The organism is Mycobacterium sp. 852014-52450_SCH5900713 (assembly GCF_001667075.1).
Classification (GTDB): Bacteria; Actinomycetota; Actinomycetes; order Mycobacteriales; family Mycobacteriaceae; genus Mycobacterium.
This window is the reverse complement of the sequence record NZ_LZIL01000005.1, coordinates 33,629-55,660: the sequence shown is the minus strand read 5'-3', so window position 1 is coordinate 55,660 and position 22,032 is coordinate 33,629. Positions and strand designations below refer to the sequence as shown.

Here is a 22,032-nt window from a genome sequence, read left to right as displayed (position 1 = left end):
GAACCCTATGGTCAGCTGGGTGAGACCGCTCGATCGAACGGACTTCGACGGCGAGGACTACGGGCTGGCCCGCATCGTCGTCGCGGTGCGGGTCGCCGTGGTCATCTCAATCGGGGTGCTACTGGCGATCGGACCCCAGTGGGTCCGGCAGCACACCGCGGCCACGGTCGCGGTGTTGGGCGCCGCGATGCTCTACGCGGCCGTCGTGATGGCCTATCCGCAGCTGGAGGTGCGGCGCACCAGGTACGCGTGGCTGGTCACCGGCTTCGATTCGGCGTTCACGCTGGCGCTCATCGCCTTGAGCGGCGGCGTCTACAGTCCGGTGGTAGCGGTGCTGGCGCTGGCGGTCATCGCCTCGGCGGCGCGGCTGTCGTTCGGTGAAACCTTGTTGGTCGCAATCCTTTTGGGCGCCGCCTATGTTCCGGTGGCGCTGACTTCGTCGCCCGGACTTCCGGTCGCCGCGGCTCCGGCCCTACTGGCGGGGTGGTCGGCGGTGTATCTGATCTTCGTCGCGATCATCACCGCGGGGCTCTCCGCGCTCGCCGAACGCGAACACCGTTCCCGGGTGCGGGCGCTGGTAGAGGCCGAGACCGAACACGCTGCCGCCGAAGAGGAACGCGACCTGCGGGCCCGCCTGCTGCGCTCATACCAGTCGCAACAGGACGGACTTCAGGTGCTGGTGCACGAATTCCGCACTCCCGTCACGTCTTTGGAGGCGCTGACCGAGGCACTGACTTCGCAGCGGGCAATGTCGCAGGCCGACCGGGAAACCAGTCTGCAGCTGGTGGCCCGCCACGTCCACCACCTGGCCGACATGCTCGACGCGCTCTCCGACGTCGCGCTGAGTCGCCGGCCGACATTCTCGACTGGGCGGGTCCGTCGCGTCGACGTGGCCGACCTCATCGTTGCCGCCGCCGACGCCGTCGGTCTGGCGGCGCCGCGGTTGCGGCTGAGCGTCAGTGGCGACGTTGGCGCCGTGGCCGTGAACGCCCAAGGGCTGCGCCGGCTGCTGACCAACCTCCTGGAGAACGCCTCCCGGCACGGCCGGCGTGAACCGGTCGACGTCACGTGCTCGCGGGAAGGCGACGAATTGGTCTGCGCGGTGGCCGACCGGGGGCCTGGGATCCCGGCCGACAGCCTGGGCGAGCTGACCACCAAGTACGTCAGCGTCGGCGGCCAACGTGGCACCGCCGGACTCGGCCTGTGGATTGTGCAGCAGATCGCCGAAGCGATGGGCGGACGGGTCGACTTCGCCGCGCGCGACGGCGGGGGCCTGGTGGCCACCTTCCGGGCACCGGTCGCCTGATCGCCGGTTCCGTGGGCTGGCCCGCGCAGGCCAGTGTTTGGCACTCGCGCCTGTGCCGCGCCGCCACCGCGCTGACCAGCATGGGTGCTAACCGCGGTGACGTGCACCACTGCCCACCGCCAGAAAGGGCCCCCGATGACCACCGCACCCACGACCGCGCCTACCCATAAAGACATCGATCTGAGCGCCCGCGAGTTCTGGGCGAAACCCCCGGAACAGCGGGACGCCGCCTTCGCCGTCCTGCGCGCGGAGGACCCCGTGCCCTGGAGCCGCCCCGCGGAGTCGGATCTGCTGCCTCCCGAGCTCAACACCAGGGGCTTCTGGTCCCTGACCAAACAAGAGGACATCCGGATGGCCAGCCGCCACCCGGAGATCTTCTCCTCGGCGCAGGGCATCACCATGGAGGACTTCGCCCCCGAGGCGGTGGAGATCGCCCAGTCGTTCATCGCCATGGACGCCCCGCGGCACACCCAGCTGCGCGGAATCACGACGGAGGCCTTCAAGCCCAAAAACGTGCGCCGCTTGGAAGGCTGGATCCGTGGCCACGCCCACGACCTGGTCAGCGAGATGGCGCACCTGGGTGAGGGTGACTTCGTCCAACTCGTCTCGGTCAAGCTGCCCGGCCGCATTTTCGGCAGCTTCTTCGGCCTGCCCGAAGGTGAACTGCGTGACCAGGCCGTCAGCGCCGCGCAGCGGCTCGTGGGCTGGACAGACCCGAACATTCGCGGCGAGCAGAGCGAACTCGAACTGTTCATGGGCGCCGTGATGGATCTGCACGCGGTGGCTACGGTCTTGATCCCCGAGCGGCGGGCCAACCCCGGCGACGACCTGATGACCTGGATGGTGCAGGCCGAGTTCGACGGCAAGAAGATGACCGACGACGAGCTGAAGGCCTTCTTCGTTTTGATGGGTGTCGCGTCCAACGACACCACGCGGCACGCCTCGGCCCACGCCATCGCCGCCCTCTCGAAATTCCCCGACCAGCGCGCCCTGCTCGTCGAGGACGTCGAGGGCCGGGTCGGCACCGCCGTCGAGGAGGTGTTGCGCTGGGGGTCGCCGCTGCTGCACATGCGCCGCACCGCCACCCAGGACATCACCGTGCGCGGCTCGGAGATCAAGGCCGGCGACAAGGTGGTGCTGTGGTACTACTCCGGCAACCGCGACGAGGAAGTCTTCGAAGACCCGCACTTGTTCAACATCTTGCGAAACCCGAACCCGCACATCGCCTTCGGCGGCGGCGGTCCGCACTTCTGCCTGGGCGCGGCGCTGGCGCGCACCATGCTCAAGGCGTTGCTGACCGAGGTCTACACGCGCATCCCGGACATCTCGGCACCGCGGCCCAATTACGCCCTGGCCAACTTCATCAACGGTGTCAACAGCCTGCCGGCAACCTGGACACCCGAGAAGCGCTGATCCCAAGGAGTTTTCGATGAAAACGAAAGCAGCGGTGCTGTGGGGGCTGCACCAGAAGTGGGAGGTCGAAGAGGTCGATCTCGACGGGCCCAAGGAGAACGAGGTCCTGGTCAAGATGGCCGCCGCCGGGCTGTGCCACTCCGATGACCACCTGATCACCGGCGACATGCCGATGCAGCTACCGGTCGTCGGTGGGCATGAGGGCGCCGGCGTCGTCGTCGATGTCGGCCCGGGCGTCACCGAAGTCGCCGAAGGCGATTCGGTTGCGCTCAGCTTCATCCCCGCCTGCGGCCGCTGCGAACCGTGTTCGCGCGGCATGAGCAACCTGTGCGTGCTCGGCGCCGCCATCATCGCGGGACCGCAACTCGACGGCACTTTCCGATTCCACGCGAAAGGCCAAGCGCTGGGCCAAATGTGCGTGCTGGGAACGTTCTCCGAATACACGGTGGTCCCACTGGCATCGGTGATCAAGGTCGATCCATCCACCGCGCTCGACACCGCCGCCCTGGTGGGATGCGGAGTCACCACCGGCTACGGCAGCATGGTGCGCACCGGCGAAGCGCGTGACGGCGACACGGTGGTGGTCATGGGCGTGGGCGGGATCGGCATGAACGCGGTGCAAGGCGCGCGGATCGCGGGGGCACGCGTGATCGTCGCGCTGGATCCCGTGGAGTACAAGCGGGGCCGTTCACTGGAGTTCGGCGCCACCCACACCGCGGCGACGGTCGACGAGGCGCAAGCCCTGATCACCGACCTGACGCGCGGCCAGAGAGCCGACGTCTGCGTGGTCAGCACCGACTCGGCCGAAGGCGCGTATGTGGCTCAGGCGCTGAGCCTGGTCGGCAAGCGCGGCAGGGTGGTGATGACCGCGATCCCGCATCCGACCGACACGTCCGTCGCCATGTCGCTCTTCGATTTGACCCTGTACGAAAAGCAGGTTCGCGGTTCGCTTTTCGGGTCATCCAATCCCCGGCACGACATACCCAGGATGCTCGACCTGTACCGCGCCGGACGGCTGAAGCTCGACGAGCTCGTCACCCGGGAATACACCCTCGACGAGATCAACACCGGCTACGCCGACTTGCACGCCGGGGTCAATCTCCGCGGCCTGATCCGGTTCTGAAGCGGCCATGACCCTCATCACCATCGTCGTCATTATCGCTGCCCCGCTGGGCATCCCGGCCGGCGTCAGCGCCGCGCACCACGCCGCCGGCCGATGGAGGAGCTTCGCACGTTGGCGCCGCCGGATTACGGCCCGAAGTTAGTGCCGCTCGTCAGCCCTTCCCACTTCGCGATCTCAACCGCGCGCGCCTCCGCGACATAGCGATAAAGACCAAGAGCGTCCGGACCGAGAAGCAGGAAGCCGGGCGGCTCGTCGGATTCGACCGCCGCGATGATCGCGGTGGCCGCTTTGGCGGGGTCGCCCGCCTGGTTCCCGTGCATGGTGTCGTTCTCCTTACGGCGCTGCCCGGCGGTCGCGGCGTAGTCGTCGATGACGGTGGACGACTGCACGAGCGAGCGTCCGGCGAAATCGGTGCGGAACGCGCCCGGCTCGACGACGGTCACCGAAATGCCCAGCGGGGCAAGCTCACCGCGCAGAGCGCCGCTCATGCCTTCGATGGCCGCCTTGGCCGCCGCGTAGTAGCCGGAGCCCACCGGAGTCGCCGTTGCGCCGATCGAGGAGATGTTGACGATCGCGCCGCTGCGGCGTGCCCGCATGCCGGGCAGGACGGCCTTGGTCATGGCGACCGTGCCGAAGAAGTGCGTCTCGAACAGCGTGCGCACATCGGCGTCGTCGCCCTCCTCGACCGCGGCGCGGTACCCGTAGCCGGCATTGTTGACCAGTACGTCCGGGACGCCGAACCGGGCGTGGGCCTCGCGTACCGCCGAGGCGACCTGTGCGGGGGCGGTGACGTCGAGGGCGACGGCGAGCACCCGCTCGGGCGCGGCCGAGGCCAGGTCGGCGACCTTCGCGACGTCGCGCGCGGTGACGACGGCGTTGTGACCGGCCCCGATGACGGCCTCGGCAAGCGCGCGACCGAGTCCGGTCGAGCAGCCGGTGATGAACCAGGTGGACATTCGGATGGCTCCTTATCGCCGAGACGCAAGGCAGGGCTATGCCGTGGTAATTCTTCTCTTCGATCGCCGAACGTTGGCCTTCATCATCAACTATCGTCCGTCTTAAGGATTGATCGGCACCGGTGAAGGAAACAGGCAGTGCGGACGCTAGAGGGCGTTCTAGCCAGACACCCGTTCTTCCGCGGGATGGACCCGCGCTATGTGCAGTTGGCGGTCGGGTGTGCGGCAAACCTGCGCTTCACCGCGGGTGAGTTGATCTTCCGCGAGGGCCAGCCCGCCGATCACTTCTACCTCATCCGCGCCGGCAGGATCGCGCTGGAAACCCCCGCGCTGGGCCGTGGCAGCTTGACGGTGCAGACACTCGGAGACGGAGACATCCTTGGCTGGTCGTGGTTGGTGCCACCGTACAACTGGCGGTTCGACGCGCGGGCGGTCGAGACGACGCGCGCCATCGGTTTCGACGGCAAGTGCCTGCGCGGCAAGTGCGAAGAGGACCACGAACTGGGGTACGAGCTGCAGAAGCGTGTGATCGCGGTTCTCGGAGAGCATCTCGATGCGACAAGGTTCCGCCTGCTGGACATCTACGCCGATGTCATCGAATAGGGACGGACAGCCCCTCAGCCCTCGAACGCCGGACCATCGAAACGGTCGCGAGTGATGAATTCCCCGACCGGGCGGCGGCGCAGCTTGGTCGGCTGGCGCACCGGTTTGCCAAGGGGCACAACCGCGGCGAGCGCGTGCAGGTCGGGGATTCCCAGCAGCCGGCGGACCCGGTCCTCGGCCGCGATGGCCATGGTCGTGATGGTGCCGCCGTACCCCTCGCTACGGGCGGCCAGCAGAATGTTCCAGATCAGCGGGTAGACCGACGCGCCGCCGGCCAGGCCGACGCGGTCCAGGTCCTGATCGATGGATGCGACGACGGTCAGGTCGACCGAAACCACAAGAACGACTGGCGCTTTCGCGATCGGCGCGACGAAAGTGTCGGGGATCTCGGTCTGGTCGATGACGTCCTGCGGCACGCCGCTGGGATGGATTGAATTCCAAGGGTTTTCACCCGCCTGCAGCTGGGCGTAGTAGCGCCGGGCCGCGGTCACGCCCAGCTCGGCGAGGCGGCGACGGGTGTCTGGGTCGCGCACCACGGTGATGTGGGCGCCCTGCCGGTTGCCCCCGCTCGGGGCGAACCGGGCGTTGTCGAAGATGCGCCACAACACCTCGTCGGGCACCGGGTCGTCGGTGAAGTCGCGCGCCGCGAACGTCGTCCGCATGACGTCGTACAGCTCCATGGCCGCGTCACGCGCTCGCGGAGGCGCGGCGCTCCAGGCGGAAGGTGCGTTTGAATCCGGCCGGCTGCGTCGTCAGGGTCACTTCGACCGCACCGCTCGGCGTGATGACGTACCGTTCCTCGACATCGGGCCCGTCCCGCCACCGGCCGACGGGCTGGCGCCCGAGGTCGTCGCGCCCGTGCAGGGCCGGGTCGAACGGGAACAACACCGGATCGTAGGGCGTCACGTCGCCGTCGGGTCGGCCGTTGACCAGGCGGCTGCACTCGACGAACCGGAAGTGGCCGATGTTGTGCGCCGCCCGGTAGGTCCGCTTCACCACCAGCGGGGTGCGCCCATCGGCGGGCAATGAGACGTCCTTGCACACGATCGGGTCGAAGATGACACCGGCGCCGGCCTCGGCCTCGCGGAAAACGCCGAAGTTGCGCGAGAAGCGTTCGGCGAGTGCGAAATTTGATTCCTTGTCGAGGAAGACGGCCAGGCCGATCGCGGTGGCCGCGAAGGGGTGCGGTGAGCGTTTGACCCGCTTGTCGCCGAAGGCGGTGCGCAGCATCCGCGAAACGAGCGGGAAGCTTCCGGCGCCGCCCACGACGTAGATGCCGGCGACCTCCGACCAGGTCACGTCGGCGCCGCCCGGCGCCGGGTTGTGCAGGACGCGTTCGAGCAGCTTCATCGTCTTGTCGACCAGCGGCGCGCAGGCCGCATAGACGTCGTCGACCAGACACGAGAACGGGGGCCGGTCCGCCCCGTCGACGCCCGACAGGTCCACCAGGAAGCGGCGGGTCTGCGGACCCACGGCCTCTTTGCGTGCGGCGCACTCCTCCCGCAGCAGGTCGCGGGCGGCGTCGTCCACCCCGGAGAGCCGCGAACCGGCCAGGACGAGGTCGACGATCGCCTCGTCGAAGTCGTCGCCGCCCAGGCGCTGGATGCCCTCACTGATGACGACCTCGTTCGCGTGCCCGGTCATCTTGAGCAGCGACGCGTCGAAGGTGCCGCCGCCCAGGTCGTAGATGAGGACGTATTCCCGTTTGGCGGTGATCGTGGAGCGGTACCGGTGCGCGTATTCCAGGCTCGCGGCCGACGGCTCGTTGAGTAGCGCGACGACGTGGAACCCCGCCGCGACGAAGGCATCCAGTGTCAGCAGGCGCTGGGCGCTCGAGGCGTTGGCCGGCACGCTGATAGCGGCCTCGATGGTTTCCCCCGCGGTGAGGCTGGCGTTGGAGTGGCGCAGTAAGTCGCTCTTGAGCTGTGCCAGAAAGCCGGTGAGCAGGTCGGCCAGTCGATGGCTGCGGCCGGCCAGGCTCACCTCGGTCTGGGGCCCGGCGTCGTTGAGCAGACGTTTGAACGATCGCAACACCAACCACCCCGGGTCGTGGCGGACGGCGGCGGCCTCCGCGCCGAACCGCAAGTCCCCGGCGGCGTTGCCCGCAACGATCGACGGCCACGCGTCGACGCCGTCAAACGAGATGACGGGGTAGTTGCCTCGGTCGACGGCCGCAACGACAGTGTGTGTGGTGCCAAAGTCGATGCCGACTCTCATCGCGCAATCTTAGGACCGCGCTGGGGAGTTCGACACGACCTTTTTGACCGGCGCGTCCCATCGTTTTTGCAACTCCCGCTCGGCGGCGGTCGCGACCAGACCCGACGGCGCGAACCGCTTCGACGGCACCGGCTCATCCTCGGTCAGCGGCCTGCCCGCGCCGCGCATCGCGCCCAGCGCGACGACCACCCCGGTGATCACCACGATGACGACGACAAGCGCGAACAGAACCGACAGCGTGCCCTGGATGAAGGTGTTCCTGATGACGTCGTCGAGTTGATGGGCGTTCTTGGCCGAACCGAACGACGTCTTGCCGGCGTTTCTCGCCGCGAGGAATTGGAAGTGTTGCGTCCAGTAACCGACATTGGGATCCGCCGAGAAGATCTTCTGCCAAGACGCGGTGAGCGTGACCGCCAAGTCCCACAGCAGCGGAATCCCGGGAATCCACGCCCACTTCAGCAGGCCCTTCTTGACGACGATCACGGTGACGACGGTCAGCGCGACGGCGGCCAGCAGCTGGTTGGCGATTCCGAACAGCGGAAACAGGGTGTTGATACCGCCCAGCGGATCCGTGACGCCCATCAGCAGGATGCTGCCCCAGGCCGCGGCCACGGCGAGGCTGCACAGCCAGACGCCCGGGCGCCAGCTCGGGTTGCGAAGTTTGGCCAGCGGGCCGCCGAGGTTGCCGAGCGCATCGGACAGCATGAACCGCGCGACGCGGGTGCCCGCGTCGACGGCGGTCAGGATGAACAGCGCCTCGAACATGATCGCGAAGTGATACCAGAACGCCTTGAGGCCCGCCCCGCCGAAGACCCGCTGCAACACCTCCGACATGCCGACCGCCAGCGTCGGGGCTCCACCGGTGCGCGACACGATCGACTTTTCTCCCACGCCGGCGGCGGCCCTGGTGAGCTGGTCCGCGGTCGCCGGGGCCCCCGACAGGCCGAGCCGATTGACGTAGTCGGCGGCGGTGGCCGCGGTGCCGCCGGTTTGCGCCGCCGGGGCGTTGAGGGCGAAGTACAGGTGTTGGTCGAGGATCGATGCGCTGATCAGGGCCATGACGGCGACGAACGACTCGGTGAGCATGCCGCCGTACCCGATGAACCGCATCTGGCTTTCCTTCTCCAGCAGCTTGGGCGTCGTCCCCGACGAGATCAGCGCGTGGAATCCGGACAGCGCACCGCACGCGATGGTGATGAACAGGAAGGGGAACAGCGAGCCGGGGAACACCGGCCCGTCGCCGCTGGCGGCGAACCGCGAGATCGCGGGTGCCTGCATGAGCGGGCGGGCCAGGCAGATGCCGACCGCGAGCAAAGCGATGGCGCCGACCTTCATGAATGTGGAGAGATAATCGCGTGGGGCCAGCAGCAGCCAGACCGGCAGCACCGAAGCCACGAAACCGTAGCCGATGATCAACCACGAAACCGTCACCGGCGAGATGGTCAACCACGTTGCGGCCCAAGGTGTTTCACCGACCCAGTTGCCGGAAGCCACGGCCAGCATCAGCAGCACGAATCCGACGATCGACACCTCCGCGACCCGCCCGGGCCGCAGGAACCGCAGGTAGCACCCCATGAAGAGGGCGATGGGGATGGTCATGCCGATGGAGAACACGCCCCAGGGGCTTTGGGCCAGGCCCCGCACCACCACCAGCGCCAGCACCGCGATGATGATCACCATGATGACGAACGCCCCAACCAGGGCGGCCGCGCCGCCGGTGGCGCCGAGTTCGTCTCGGGCCATCTGGCCCAGGGAACGTCCCCGCCGCCGGGTGGAGATCCACAAGACCAGGTAATCCTGCACCGCGCCGGCGAACACGGCGCCGATGACTATCCAGATGCTGCAGGGCAGGTAGCCCATCTGCGCGGCGAGCACCGGGCCGACGAGTGGTCCGGCTCCGGCGATGGCGGCGAAATGATGACCGAACAACACCCGCCGGTCGGTGGGCACATAGTCGGTGCCGTCCTCGAACACTTCGGCCGGCGTGGCGTGATCGTCGCGCGGGCGGACGATTTTCATCTCGATCAGCCGGGCGTAGAACCGGAAGCCGATGAGGTAGGTGCAGATCGCCGCGACCACGAACCAGACCGCGTTCACCGCCTCGCCGCGCGCGAACGCGATGATCGCCCACGCGACCGCGCCGATCACGGCGACGGCTCCGAACACGATCTTGTGCCGGACGGTGATGGGGGAGCGGTCCACGATCGCGACGGGCGGCAGCTCCTCGTCGGTGTGGATGTAGCTGACGTCGTCGTCGCGCGCTTTCACTGCCACGGCGGAAACCCTACGCGCGGAAGAAGAACAGCGCGCGACTTAATACAGCGCCCGTACGGCGTCGATCGTGTCGGCGTCCGCCGGGCCTTTGTCGTCGCGGTAGCGCACCACCCGGGCGAAACGCAGCGCCACACCGCCGGGGTAGCGCGAGGATTTCTGGACGCCGTCCAACGCCACCTCGACCACCTGCTCGGGCCGCAACCGCACGACGTAACCATCGGTTCCGCTGACGGCGAGTTCGCTGAACCGTGCGGTCTGCCAGTCCAGCATGGCGTCGGTCATTCCCTTGAAAGTCTTTCCCACCATGACGAATTCACCGGTGGCCGGGTCGCGCGCCCCGAGATGGATGTTGGAGAGCTTGCCGCTTCGGCGCCCCGATCCCCATTCCACCGCGAGCACCACCAGATCCAGCGTGTGCACCGGCTTGACCTTCAGCCAGCCCGCCCCGCGCCGGCCCGCCTGATACGGCGCGCCCGGCGCCTTGGCCAGCACGCCTTCGTGGCCGGCGGCCAGTGTCGCGTCCAGGAAGCCGGCGGCCTCGGCGGCGTCCGAGGTGAGCAACCGGTCGACCCGCTGCGCGGCCGGCACCAGCGCGTCCAGGGCGGCCAGCCGCTCGGCGGTCGGCGCGTCGAGCAGGTCGGCGCCGTCGCGGTGCAAGATGTCGAAGAAGAACACCGAAAGTGGTTGCGCCGCACGGGCCGCGTCCACATCGACCGATCGACCGAACCGCGACGCGGTGACCTGGAAGCGATGCGGGGAGTTGTCGGGCCGCAGCGCGATCGCCTCACCGTCGGCGATGAGGTCGCACACCGGCAGGGCCAGCGTCGCCTCCACCACCTCGGGCAGCCGGGCGGTGACGTCGTCAAGGCTTCGTGTGTAGACGGTGACCTGATCGCCGGCCCGGTGAATCTGCACCCGGGCGCCGTCCAGCTTCGCCTCGAAAATGGTTGTGCCGCCGTGGCGTTCGAGCGCATCGGCCACCCCGGTAGCGGTCTGCGCCAGCATCGGGCCGACCGGCCGGCCGGCCCGCAGGGCGAACGCGTCCAGCGCCCCGGTCCCGCCGCTCAGGGCGGCGGCCGCCACTGCCGGCAAGTCCCCGCCCAGCATCGCGGCGCGCTGTACCGACGCAACCGGGATGTCGGCTGCCCTGGCCACCGCGTCCGCCATGATGCCCGCCAGCGCGCCCTGGCGCAGCTCCCCGCCGAGCAACCGCACCAGGAAGGACTGCTCGGTGTCGGTCGCGGCGGCGAACAGTCCCGCCACGAGTTCGGCACGCCGCGCCTGTGACCCCTTGCCCGACACCGCCCCGATCTCCGAGAAGCTGGCGTCCACACCGGCGACGGTCAACGTCGGGCGCGACGCCGGCGCCGGCCGCGACCGCAACGACGCCCAGCCGACCCCGATCTGGCGCTGGCGCAGCTCCCCCGACAGCCAGGAGACCACGATCGCGACCCCGTCGGGGTCGGCCGCCGCGCGGCGCAACAGGTCGGCGATGTGGGCGACCTTGCTCAGCCGTGACGACGTGCCGCCCACGTCAAGTGAGGTCGTCGCGACGTCGAGAAGGAGCACGAAATCAGCTTGGCATGGCTCTTGAACAAGGCGGGGTCACCCCTGCCGGACAGACACGCTAGCGTGCCTACGTAACGTTACAGATTGCAAGAGATCTGACAACCCGAAAGGAAGGGTCCGGATGGAGATCAACGGGAAGAAGGTCGTCGTCATCGGCGGCGCGTCGGGGATGGGCCGTGCGTCCGCGGAGTTGCTGGCCGAGCGCGGGGCGGACGTCGCGATCTTCGACCGTGAGGGTTCCGACGGGAAAGAGGTGGCCGAGGCCATCGGGGGCGCGTTCTACCCGGTCGACGTCACCGACTTCATGGGCACCGAGGAGACCCTGCAGACCGCCGTCGACAAGCTGGGCGGCCTGCACGTCATCATCACCACCGCCGGCGGTGGCATCGCCAAGCGGACGATGACCAAGTCCGGCCCCCACGACCTCGAATCCTTCCAGTCCGTGATCGACCTCAACCTCATCGCCACCTTCAACATCAGCCGGCTCGCGGCGGCGCACATGGCCAAGAACGAGCCCGAGGACGAAGAGCGCGGCGTGATCATCAACACCGCGTCGATCGCGGCCTTCGAAGGGCAGATCGGGCAGGTCGCCTACACCGCCGCCAAGGCCGGCATCGCCGGCATGTGCCTGACCATGGCCCGCGATCTGGGCTCGCTGGGCATCCGCGTGCTGGCGATCGCGCCCAGCCTGTTCGCCACGGGATTGACGCAGGGCATTCCGGACGAATTCGCCGCGGCCCTCACCAAGGACGCGGCCTTCCCCAAGCGTCTCGGCCGGCCGATCGAGTACGCCAAGCTGGTGGCGGCCATCGTGGAGAACCCGATGCTCAACGGCCAGTGCCTGCGCCTGGACGCCGGACAGCGGTTCGCTCCCAAGTAGCCACCCCCACGGGTCGCCCTCCTCGCATTAAGTACACTCTTTAGGTAGCCGCCCCGCTTCCCCTCGAAGCGGGGCCGGCTACCCAGCCGGTAGCGAGGAGGGCCCCTCATGGGTATCGCACTGACCGACGACCACCGTGAACTCGCCGAGGTCGCGCGCGGGTTCCTGACCTCGCAGAAGGCTCGCTGGGCGGCGCGGTCCCTGCTCGACGCCGCCGAGGAATCCCGGCCACCCTTCTGGCAGAACCTCGTCGAGCTGGGCTGGCTCGGCCTGCACGTCGACGAAGAACACGGCGGTTCCGGTTACGGTCTGCCCGAACTCGTGGTGGTGGTCGAGGAACTCGGCCGTGCCGTCGCGCCCGGACCGTTCGTGCCGACCGTCATCGCCTCGGCGGTGATCGCCAAAGACGGTAGCGCCGAACAGAAGTCGCGGCTGCTGCCCGGGCTGATCGACGGGACCGTCACCGCGGGCATCGGCTTGGACGGCCAGGTGCAATTCAAGAACGGGATCGCCGACGGTGACGCCGGAATCGTGCTTGGCGCCGGGCTGGCCGAGCTGCTGCTGATCACCGCGGGCGAGGACGTGCTGCTGCTGGAGCGCGATCGCGCCGGCGTGTCGGTCGAGGTGCCGAACAACTTCGACCCCACCCGGCGCTCCGGACGGGTCCGCCTGGAGAACGTGAACGTCAACGCCGACGACGTCCTGGTGGGCGCGCGGGCATCGGCGCTGGCCCGGGCGCGGACGCTGTTGGCCGCCGAGGCGGTGGGTGGCGCGGCGGACTGCGTGGACGCCGCCGTGGACTACGCCAAGGTGCGGCAGCAGTTCGGGCGCACCATCGCCACTTTCCAAGCGGTCAAGCATCATTGCGCGAACATGCTGGTGGCAGCCGAGTCGGGGGTCGCCGCGGTGTGGGATGCCTCGCGCGCGGCGTCCGAGGACGAGAACCAGTTCCAGCTGGCCGCCGCGGTGGCCGCGGCCCTGGCTTTCCCCGCCTATGCACGCAACGCCGAGCTGAACATTCAGGTGCACGGCGGCATCGGATTCACCTGGGAGCACGACGCCCATCTGCATCTGCGCCGCGCGTTGGTGATCGCGGCGCTGTTCGGCGGTGACGCGCCGGCAAGGGATGTCTTCGAGCGCACGGCCGTCGGCGCCAAGCGGGAGAACAGCCTGGACCTGCCGCCCGAGGCCGAAGAATTGCGCACGCGGATCCATGCCGACGCCGCCGAGATCGCCGCCCTGGACAAAACGGCGCAACGCGACAAGCTGATCGAGACGGGTTACGTCATGCCGCACTGGCCCAAGCCGTGGGGTCGCGCCGCCGATGCGGTCGAGCAGCTGGTGATCGAGGAGGAGTTCCGGGCGGCCGGCATCAAGCGGCCCGATTACTCGATCACCGGGTGGGTGATCCTGACCCTGATCCAGCACGGAACCGATTGGCAGATCGAGAGATTTGTGGAGAAGGCGCTGCGCCAAGAGGAGATCTGGTGCCAGTTGTTCTCCGAACCCGAGGCCGGCTCCGACGCGGCATCGGTCAAGACCCGAGCCACCCGGGTGGACGGCGGCTGGAAGATCAACGGGCAGAAGGTCTGGACCAGCGGGGCCCAGTATTGCGCGCGCGGCCTGGCCACCGTCCGCACCGACCCCGAAGTTCCTAAGCACGCCGGCATCACCACCGTCATCATCGACATGAAGGGCCCGGGCGTCGAGGTGCGGCCGCTGCGGCAGATCACCGGCGGCTCGGAATTCAACGAGGTGTTCTTCAACGACGTGTTCGTTCCCGACGAGGACGTCGTCGGGACGCCCAACTCGGGGTGGACGGTCGCCCGCGCGACGCTGGGCAACGAGCGGGTGAGCATCGGTGGCAGCGGATCGTTCTACGAGGGCTTGGCGTCCACCCTGGTGCAGCTCGCGGCGCAGCAGTCAGATCGCTTGGCGGGCGCGCCGATTCGGATCGGATTCTTCCTCGCCGACGATCACGCGCTGCGGCTGCTGAACCTGCGTCGCGCCGCGCGCAGCGTCGAGGGGGCCGGGCCCGGCCCGGAAGGCAACATCACCAAGCTGAAGCTGGCCGACCACATGGTGGACGGCGCCGCGATCTGGGCGGCACTGGCCGGTCCGGAGGTCGCACTCATGGATGGGCCCGGAGCGGTGGTGGGCCGGCTGGCGATGGGAGCGCGCGGCATGGCGATCGCCGGCGGCACGTCGGAGGTCACCCGCAATCAGATCGCCGAACGGATCCTCGGCATGCCGCGCGACCCGCTGATCAACTAGCCGCCCGGGTCAGGCGGGTGCGAACAACGGCGCCCCGCCGCTGCCCTTTTCCGGCCGAAGGTCGACGGTCATGCCGCACCTGACCGAATCGGGTTCGCAGTCAACGATGTTGGCGGCCACCCGCAGACCTTGTTGTTCGGCGAGTTCGACGATGGCGATCACGTACGGGACGGGAATCTCCGGGTTGTACGGGTGATGGTTGACCGTATAGGTGAACACCGTGCCGCGGCCGGAAACCGGCCGCGCCACCAGCGGGCCTGCGCACGTGCGGCATTCGCCGGCCGCCGGATGCACCCAATGGGCGCAATGGTCGCAATATTCGATGAGCAGCGGCTCGTCCGGCACGACGAATACAGTACACTCAATTGATCCGATGCGGGGCTGGTGGGCTGACGGGCGGTGTGCATGACGCATTTCGAGAAGGACGCGATCCTGTCCGGCATCGGCATATCGCGGATCGGTCGCCGCAGCGGCATCGCGGGTCTTGACCTGACCATGGAATCGGTGCGGGCCGCCATCGAGGACGCCGGGTTGGTCCCGTCCGACGTCGACGGCATCGCGACGCTGGGCGATACCCCCGCCGGGGACGTCAACGCCCAGCTGGGGATCGAGGCGGCGGATTGCGGATCCGGCTTCGGCACCGGCGGGTTGCTCAGCCCGGTGATGTCGGCGTGCCGCGCGGTCGCCGAGCGTCGCGCCCGCCACGTGGTGGTGTACCGGACCATCCAAATGCTCGGGGGCACCGTTCCCGTCAAGCCGCAGGAGAACGCGCCCGCGCCCCCGCTCGCGCGGATGTTCGAGGCGCCTGAGGGTGCCGAACGGCCCGCCGTCGGCGCGATGGACGACGTCAACGATCTGGTCGCGGCCAACGCCTACTCCGCCGCGAACTGGCTGGCACTCAACTGCCGTCGCCACATGGAGCTGTACGGGACCACCAAACAACAGCTGGGCTGGGTGGCGCTCAACGGCAGGCGCAACGCCGCGCTGAATCCGCGTGCGGTGTACCGCGACCCGATGACCATGGCCGACTACCTCAGCGCGCGGCCGGTTTCCACGCCGTTCGGGCTGCTGGACTGCGACGTGCCGATCGACGGCTCGATCGCGGTGGTGGTCTCGCACGCCGAGTACGCGCGTGACTGCCCGCACCGCGCGGTGGCGGTGGAGGCGATCGGCGGATCCGACGGCGCCGGCGGCTGGTTCCACCGCGACGACTACCCGAAGATGGCGATGTCGGATGCGGCGGCGCAGATGTGGTCGCGGACCGACCTGAAACCGTCCGACCTCAAGGTCGCCGAGCTCTACGACGGGTTCACCTATCTCACCTTGGCCTGGCTGGAAGCCCTGGGAATCTGCGGCGACGGCGAGTCCGGGCCCTATGTCGAAGGCGGCGCCCGCATCGCCCGCGACGGCGAACTCCCCCTGAACACCTACGGTGGCCAACTCTCGGCCGGGCGCATGCACGGCTACTGGGCGTTGCACGAGGGCTGCCTGCAGTTGCGCGGCGAGGCGGGGGAGCGGCAGGTGGCGCAGCGCCCGGACGTCGGCGTCGTTTCCGTCGGAGGCGGCCCCGTCGCCGGCTGCATGTTGCTCACATGCTGAAAAGGCTTGCGCCAAAACGCCGCTGGGCCTGACATGAGCACTGGTCTCGGGAACAAACTGGCCTCCAAGATCGCGCGCGACCTCGAGGCCGAGATCGTCCGCCGCGGCTGGGCCATCGGCGAATCGCTGGGCTCCGAACACGCTCTGCAGGAGCGCTTCGGGGTGAGTCGTTCGGTGCTGCGCGAGGCCGTCCGGCTCGTCGAGCATCATCAGGTGGCCCGGATGCGCCGCGGGCCGGGCGGCGGGCTGATCATCTGCGAGCCCGATGCCGGCCCCGCCACCCGCGCCGTCGTCATCTATCTCGAATACCTCGGCACGACGCTCGGCGACCTGCTCAATGCGCGCCTGGTGCTCGAGCCGTTGGCGGCCTCGCTGGCCGCCGAACGAATCGACGAAGCGGGCATCGCTCGGCTGCGGGCCGTGTTGCGGGGCGAGGAACAGTGGAAGCCGGGGTTGCCCACACCGCGGGACGAGTTCCACATCGCCCTGGCGGAGCAATCGAAAAACCCTGTCCTGCAATTGTTTATCGACGTGCTGATGCGGCTCACCACCCGCTACGCCCTGCAGTCGCGGACGGACACGGCCAGCGAGGCCATCGAGGCGGTCGACCGGATGCACGTCGACCACTCCGAGATCGTCGCGGCCGTCACGTCCGGCGACTCGGCGCGGGCCAAGACCCTCAGCGAACGACACGTCGAGGCCGTGACCGCCTGGCTTCAGCACCATCACCCCCGCAACGCGAGCAGACGGCGCAGGCCCAGGCCGCTCAACATCGAGATGCCCCGCGGCAAGCTGGCGGAGATGCTGGCGGCCACTATCGGCGACGACATCGCGGCCGGCGGTTGGAAGGTCGGTTCGGTTTTCGGCACCGAAACGGCCCTCCTCGAGCGCTATCGGGTGAGCCGCGCGGTGTTCCGCGAAGCGGTGCGGCTGCTCGAATACCACTCGATCGCGTACATGCGCCGCGGGCCCGGCGGCGGGCTCGTCATCGCCACACCGCAGGCGCAGGCGAGCATTGACACCATCGCTTTGTACCTCCAGTACCGCGACCCGAGCCGCGAGGACTTACGGTGCGTCCGGGACGCCATCGAGATCGACAACGTCGCCAAGGTGGTCAAGCGGCGCGGCGAATCCGAGGTGGCCGCCTTCCTGTCCGCCCATCGGTCCGAGGTCGACGAAAAGCCCGGCGACGTCGCCGACGCCGCCGTGGAGGAATTCCGGTTCCACGTCGGATTGGCCCAACTGGCGGGCAATTCGCTGCTCGACTTGTTCCTGCGCATCATCGTCGAGTTGTTCCGGCGGCACTGGTCGAGCACCGGGCAGGCGCCGCCGACCTGGGCGGACGTCCTAGCCGTCCACCACGCTCACCTGCGGATCGTCGACGCCATCGAGGCGGGTGACGAGAGCCTGGCCCGGTATCGCGTGCGGCGTCATCTGGACGCCGCCGCGTCCTGGTGGCTGTAGTTCGCAGATGTGATCTGCAGCGCGGTATAGCGAAGGCCCGTCGGGGGTACTGGGGAGGGAGGAAGTGAACGGCCGGTCCAGCAGGGGGTTGGCGTTAGTGATCGAGAGCGAGAGTGCTGGAGTGACGGCAAGCACCCAAATCGGAAAGCTCGGGTTCCTCCATTCGGCACTCATCTACCAATCCCAGCCTGAGTACTTGGATTTCGTGAGCCGCTTCGTCAGCGACGGGCTGGCGATGGATGAGGCGGTCATGGTCGCCGTGCCGTCGGAACAACTGGCGCTACTCCATGACGCGCTGGGCACGGCCGAGTCGTCGGCAGATCTGCAGATGGTCGACATCACCGAGGTCGCCCGCAACCCCAGCCGGCTGATGGCAATGGAGGGGGCTTTCGTCGACGACCACCCCGACCAGCGGGTGCGGATCGTCAGTCAAGTTGCCTGGCCCGGCCGCACCGCGGAAGAGCTGGTCGCCTGCGTGGAGCACGAGGCCCTGGTCAACGGAGCAATGGACGGCTACCAGGTGACCGGTTTGTGCCTCTACGACGGAAGCCGGCTCGACGACGACGTGCTGGCGGACGTCCGAGCGACGCACCCGTTGCTGTGGAGCGGCGACGCGCTGCAGCGCAGCGCCGACTACGCGCCCGACGCCGCGTTGCGGCGCTGCAACCGGCCGCTCCCCGGCAATCCGCGCGCCGTCACCTACTTGGTCAAAAAGTCGTCGGACCTCAGCCCCGCGCGTTCGTTCGCCACGAATTACGCCGGGTGGATCGGGTTGTCCCAGGACGGGATCGAGGACCTGCAATTGGTCGCGACCGAGCTGGCCAGCAACAGCCTGATGTACACCGACGGCGCGTGCCAGCTCGCCTTCTGGCACGACGACGGCTATCTGGTGTGCGAGGCTCGCGACAGCGGGTGCTTCGAAGATCCGCTGGTGGGCCGAATGGACCCGGGGCCGTGCGGCCCCGCTAGCCGCGGGCTATACCTGGTCAATGCCATCTCGGACCTGGTGCGCACCCACACGACCGCCCGCGGCACGACGATTCAGGCGTATCTGCGGTTCGATCCGTCGGCCGGGCCGAACGGCTGAACGCAAGCGGCCCCCGGGGAATCGCTTCCCGAGGGCCACTTGAAAATTACTTACAGGCCAACGCAGACAGGCCCCACGCAAGTGGTTCCGCCCCCGCCCAGCCCTGTGCCGCCTGTGGCGGCCGTCGATGCACATCCGGTGGGGAGTATTAACGCCGCGGCCAACCCGGTGGCGGCTGCGACAGTTTTAAGGATTTTCTTGGTGGTTTTCGCCTGCATGATGAGCCTTCTTTCACCATTCTTCCGAGGGGTTGTTGCACAGCCGTTGAACGACTGTTGCCCCCGCCCATACCCCCTGTTGCACACGCGTAAACCAAAATTTTTGACTTATTTCGCGACGGACCGACGCGTTATGCAAACTTGCATGTCAGGGCCGTATGCGGCTAATGTCGTCGCTCGTGCGTCTTCTCGATCGCGCCTTCAAGAAGGCCGTAGTAGCTAGCACCCGCAGCGGGGTCTGACCCAGACCGACCCCCCGCTGTGGGTCGGAAGCTACGCCGTCGGTCACTCCTTTCGACCGAAGAAGACCGGCACGATGACTCTTTTCGAGCGGCTCGACCCGTCCAGTAACCAAGCCAGCCAGTGCGCCGCCACGGTGTGGTTCGCCCAGCAGTTCGGCGCGCCGTTACCCCGCGGTCTGCGGGAACAGGCCGACGCGATGTGCTGGGAAGATTTCGTTGCGACCTACGCCCACACGGGCGGGCCCGTCCGGCTGGGCGGCTGGGCGTGCATCGACACCGCCCGGCCGGGACCGCAGGCCCGCAACTTCGAGGCCGTCATCGCCGTCGGCGACCACATCAGAACTTCAACCGCCGCCGCATGCGGCCCGATCGCGGCGCTGATTGCGATGCTGCATGATCGCGGGATCGCGGTGGAGATCGTCAAGTTTCATCAGCTGGGCTCGGACGGCCACGCCGCCACTTTCGTCCGCGGCAGCAACGGCGCCCGCGACGAGTGGGCGATGGGCTGGTCGGACGATTCGACGCAGTCGGCGTTGCGCGCGGTGATCGCCTGCGCTAACCGACTGCTCGCCTGAGGCCTACAGCGGGCGCAGGACGATCGGCATGCCGTCCATCGGTATCGGCATGCCGCCGTAGTCCAGGTGCGGCTGATAGCCCGGCCGGGCCAGCTCCAGCCGGTAGCGTCGCAGCAGTCGGTGCACGACGGTCTTGACCTCCAGCTGACCGAACACCATGCCGATGCACTTGTGCGCGCCGCCGCCGAACGGCGCGAAGGCGTAGCGATGCTTCTTGTGCTCGGAGCGGGGCTCGGCGAAGCGGTCGGGATCGAATTTGTCTGGGTCCGTCCACAATTCGGGCAGGCGGTGATTCATGCCCGGCCAGATGGTGATGTTGGTCCCGGCGGGGATGTAATGGCCGAGTAGCTCGGTGTCGCGCACGGCCTGCCGCATATTGAACGGTAGCGGCGTCACCATGCGCAGCGACTCGTTCATGATCAGCTCGAGCGTCTCCAGCTTCTCCAGCGCCTCGATGTCCAACGGGCCGTCGCCGAGCCGAGCCGACTCCTCACGGGCCCGCTCCTGCCACTCCGGGTTCGCGGCCATGTTGTACACCATGGTGGTGGTCGTCGACGTCGACGTGTCGTGGGCGGCCATCATCAAGAAGATCATGTGGTTGACGATGTCTTCGTCGGTGAAGCTGTTGCCGTCGTCGTCCTCGGTGTGGCACAACACCGTGAGCATGTCATTGCCGGTGGCGTTGCGGCGCTCCTTCACCCGCTCGATGAAGTAGTCCTCGAGGAGCTTGCGGGCCCGCAGCCCGCGCCACCATTTGAACGGCGGAAGGGGTTGCCGGATGATCGCGCCGCCCGCGCGCGTCGTGATCGTGAACGCCTGATTGACCTTGGTCACCAGGTCGTGGTCCGTGCCCGGCTCGTGCCCCATGAACACCAGGGATGCGATATCGAGGGTGAGTTCCTTCATCGCCGGGTGGAACAGGAACCGCGCGTCGTTGGTCGGCCAGTCGGCGACGATGTCGCTGGCCACCCGATCGATGTGCTCGACGTAGCCGGTCAGCCGGCTGCGGATGAAGGCCTCCTGCATGATGCGCCGGTGGTACATGTGCTCGTCGAAGTCCAGCATCATCAGGCCCCGGTTGAAGAACGGCCCGATCACCGGGTGCCAGCCCCGCTGCGAGAAGTCCTTGTTCTTGTTGGAGAACACGGCCTGGGTGGCGTCCGGGCCCAGCGCGGTCACCGCCGGCATGATCGGCGAGTCGAGGAAGTGCAGGGGGCCGCGGGTGCGATATAGATGCAGTGCGTAGTCCGGCCCGCCCCGGAACATCTCGATGATGTGCCCGAGGATCGGGAGGCCGGCGTCACCCAGCACGGGCTTGAGGCCGCTGCCGGCGGGCGGTTCGGCCAGCACCTTGGTTTCCCAGTCGTGGCTGAGCAGACGCCTTTCGACCGCACCCATCCCCGGGATGGTGTTCAGCGTCGGGGTGAACCGGCGCCGCGCCTGGTCCAGCAGGTACTGCGGGGTGCTGATCGTGGCGGTCATAGACGCTCCTTTGCGTTCCCTCCGAGGTGACAGCCGTCACTGTCTTATAACCTTCGGAAAAAACTTGACGGCTGTCAAGTTTGCTTTTTGACCGGCGTGGTGCAAGGTCAGGGAATGAGCAGCCATCCCGCCAGTCCGGAGCCGGGCGGGCAACGGCGCGGCGACAAGCAGCGCCAGGCGATCCTGCAGGCGGTGCGGGAACTGCTGCAGGAGAAGCCATTCGCGGAGCTGTCGGTCAGCACCATCAGCCTCCGGGCCGGGGTGGCCCGGTCGGGCTTCTACTTCTATTTCGACTCCAAGTACGCCGTACTCGCCCAGCTGATGGCCGAGGCCGCCGAGGAACTCGAAGCGCTAACCCAGGATTTCGCCCCTCGCCAGCCGGGCGAGTCGCCGGAGCAGTTCGCCGAGCGCATGGTCGGCAGCGCGGCGGCCGTTTATGCGCACAACGACCCGGTGATGACCGCCTGCAACGAGGCCCGCAATACCGACGTCGAGATTCGCAACCTGATGGATCAACAATTCGAGGTGGTGCTGGGTCAGATCGTCGCCATCGTCGAGGCCGAGATGAAGGCCGGGACCGCCAGCCCGATCAGCGACGACCTGCCGACACTGATCCGCACCCTGGCCGGTACCACCGCGTTGATGCTGACCGGCGATCCCATCCTGGCCGGCCGTGACAGCGATCGCGACCGCCGCGTGCGCGTACTCGAGCGGTTGTGGCTACACGCGCTCTGGGGCGGGCGCCCGTAG

At 68.1% G+C, this 22,032-nt stretch carries 18 protein-coding genes; 11 read left to right on the top strand and 7 right to left on the bottom strand.

The features are described from left to right. Positions 1-19 precede the first annotated feature (19 nt). From A5773_RS01105 to A5773_RS01095, 3 genes are all read left to right on the top strand, one after another. The gene (locus tag A5773_RS01105) at positions 20-1,306 is read left to right on the top strand and encodes a sensor histidine kinase KdpD (protein ID WP_232001781.1); all 1,287 of its coding nucleotides are present in this window, start codon (positions 20-22) and stop codon (positions 1,304-1,306) included. A gap of 135 nt (positions 1,307-1,441) precedes the next feature. Beyond that, positions 1,442-2,719, top strand: a complete 1,278-nt coding sequence (locus A5773_RS01100) for a cytochrome P450 (protein WP_066952299.1) — start codon at positions 1,442-1,444, stop codon at positions 2,717-2,719. A 16-nt stretch (positions 2,720-2,735) separates the two neighbouring features. Then, entirely contained in the window at positions 2,736-3,842 is a 1,107-nt protein-coding gene (locus tag A5773_RS01095) for an NDMA-dependent alcohol dehydrogenase (protein ID WP_066952301.1), read from the top strand. A gap of 125 nt (positions 3,843-3,967) precedes the next feature. On the opposite strand, the gene A5773_RS01090 is transcribed toward A5773_RS01095, so the two are convergent. Continuing rightward, positions 3,968-4,798, bottom strand: coding sequence for an oxidoreductase (locus tag A5773_RS01090; RefSeq protein WP_066952303.1), 831 nt, complete (start codon positions 4,796-4,798; stop codon positions 3,968-3,970). A 138-nt stretch (positions 4,799-4,936) separates the two neighbouring features. On the opposite strand from A5773_RS01090, the gene A5773_RS01085 reads away from it, so the two are divergent. Continuing rightward, a complete protein-coding gene (locus A5773_RS01085; RefSeq protein WP_066952305.1) occupies positions 4,937-5,401 on the top strand; it encodes a cyclic nucleotide-binding domain-containing protein in 465 nt (154 codons plus the stop codon). A 14-nt stretch (positions 5,402-5,415) separates the two neighbouring features. Here the strand turns inward: A5773_RS01085 and A5773_RS01080 are convergent, their stop codons facing one another. From A5773_RS01080 to A5773_RS01065, 4 genes are read right to left on the bottom strand one after another with little or no spacing between them, the layout of a single operon-like run. Continuing rightward, positions 5,416-6,081, bottom strand: coding sequence for a nitroreductase family protein (locus tag A5773_RS01080; RefSeq protein WP_066952307.1), 666 nt, complete (start codon positions 6,079-6,081; stop codon positions 5,416-5,418). Between the two features lie 7 nt (positions 6,082-6,088). Then, on the bottom strand, positions 6,089-7,618 hold the full coding sequence (locus A5773_RS01075) for an Hsp70 family protein (protein ID WP_067265926.1): 1,530 nt from the start codon (positions 7,616-7,618) through the stop codon (positions 6,089-6,091). A 9-nt stretch (positions 7,619-7,627) separates the two neighbouring features. Next, positions 7,628-9,892 (bottom strand): carbon starvation CstA family protein, encoded by a 2,265-nt coding sequence (locus A5773_RS01070; protein ID WP_066952312.1) that lies wholly within the window; start codon positions 9,890-9,892, stop codon positions 7,628-7,630. Between the two features lie 39 nt (positions 9,893-9,931). Then, positions 9,932-11,461 carry an ATP-dependent DNA ligase gene (locus tag A5773_RS01065; protein WP_066952314.1) on the bottom strand — a complete coding sequence of 510 codons (1,530 nt, stop codon included), beginning with the start codon at positions 11,459-11,461 and terminating at the stop codon, positions 9,932-9,934. 121 nt (positions 11,462-11,582) lie between these two features. Between A5773_RS01065 and A5773_RS01060 the strand changes: the two genes are divergently transcribed. Both A5773_RS01060 and A5773_RS01055 read left to right on the top strand, forming a co-directional pair. Then, positions 11,583-12,341 (top strand): SDR family NAD(P)-dependent oxidoreductase, encoded by a 759-nt coding sequence (locus A5773_RS01060; RefSeq protein ID WP_066952316.1) that lies wholly within the window; start codon positions 11,583-11,585, stop codon positions 12,339-12,341. Positions 12,342-12,449: 108 nt separating this feature from the next. Beyond that, positions 12,450-14,615: an acyl-CoA dehydrogenase gene (locus A5773_RS01055; protein ID WP_067788974.1), complete on the top strand. Its 2,166-nt coding sequence runs from the start codon at positions 12,450-12,452 to the stop codon at positions 14,613-14,615. A 9-nt stretch (positions 14,616-14,624) separates the two neighbouring features. On the opposite strand, the gene A5773_RS01050 is transcribed toward A5773_RS01055, so the two are convergent. Continuing rightward, positions 14,625-14,960 carry a Zn-ribbon domain-containing OB-fold protein gene (locus tag A5773_RS01050; protein WP_066952320.1) on the bottom strand — a complete coding sequence of 112 codons (336 nt, stop codon included), beginning with the start codon at positions 14,958-14,960 and terminating at the stop codon, positions 14,625-14,627. A 60-nt stretch (positions 14,961-15,020) separates the two neighbouring features. Between A5773_RS01050 and A5773_RS01045 the strand changes: the two genes are divergently transcribed. The 4 genes from A5773_RS01045 to A5773_RS01030 all read left to right on the top strand — a co-directional run bounded on the left by A5773_RS01045 (position 15,021) and on the right by A5773_RS01030 (position 19,800). Beyond that, the gene (locus tag A5773_RS01045; protein ID WP_066952664.1) at positions 15,021-16,214 is read left to right on the top strand and encodes a thiolase family protein; all 1,194 of its coding nucleotides are present in this window, start codon (positions 15,021-15,023) and stop codon (positions 16,212-16,214) included. A gap of 33 nt (positions 16,215-16,247) precedes the next feature. Beyond that, positions 16,248-17,678: a FadR/GntR family transcriptional regulator gene (locus A5773_RS01040; protein ID WP_066952322.1), complete on the top strand. Its 1,431-nt coding sequence runs from the start codon at positions 16,248-16,250 to the stop codon at positions 17,676-17,678. A 97-nt stretch (positions 17,679-17,775) separates the two neighbouring features. Further along, positions 17,776-18,765, top strand: coding sequence for a sensor histidine kinase (locus tag A5773_RS01035; protein ID WP_066952324.1), 990 nt, complete (start codon positions 17,776-17,778; stop codon positions 18,763-18,765). A 534-nt stretch (positions 18,766-19,299) separates the two neighbouring features. Then, on the top strand, positions 19,300-19,800 hold the full coding sequence (locus A5773_RS01030) for a homocitrate synthase (RefSeq protein WP_066952326.1): 501 nt from the start codon (positions 19,300-19,302) through the stop codon (positions 19,798-19,800). A gap of 3 nt (positions 19,801-19,803) precedes the next feature. On the opposite strand, the gene A5773_RS01025 is transcribed toward A5773_RS01030, so the two are convergent. Continuing rightward, positions 19,804-21,282 (bottom strand): cytochrome P450, encoded by a 1,479-nt coding sequence (locus tag A5773_RS01025; RefSeq protein WP_066952328.1) that lies wholly within the window; start codon positions 21,280-21,282, stop codon positions 19,804-19,806. A gap of 114 nt (positions 21,283-21,396) precedes the next feature. Between A5773_RS01025 and A5773_RS01020 the strand changes: the two genes are divergently transcribed. After that, positions 21,397-22,032: a TetR/AcrR family transcriptional regulator gene (locus tag A5773_RS01020; protein WP_066952330.1), complete on the top strand. Its 636-nt coding sequence runs from the start codon at positions 21,397-21,399 to the stop codon at positions 22,030-22,032.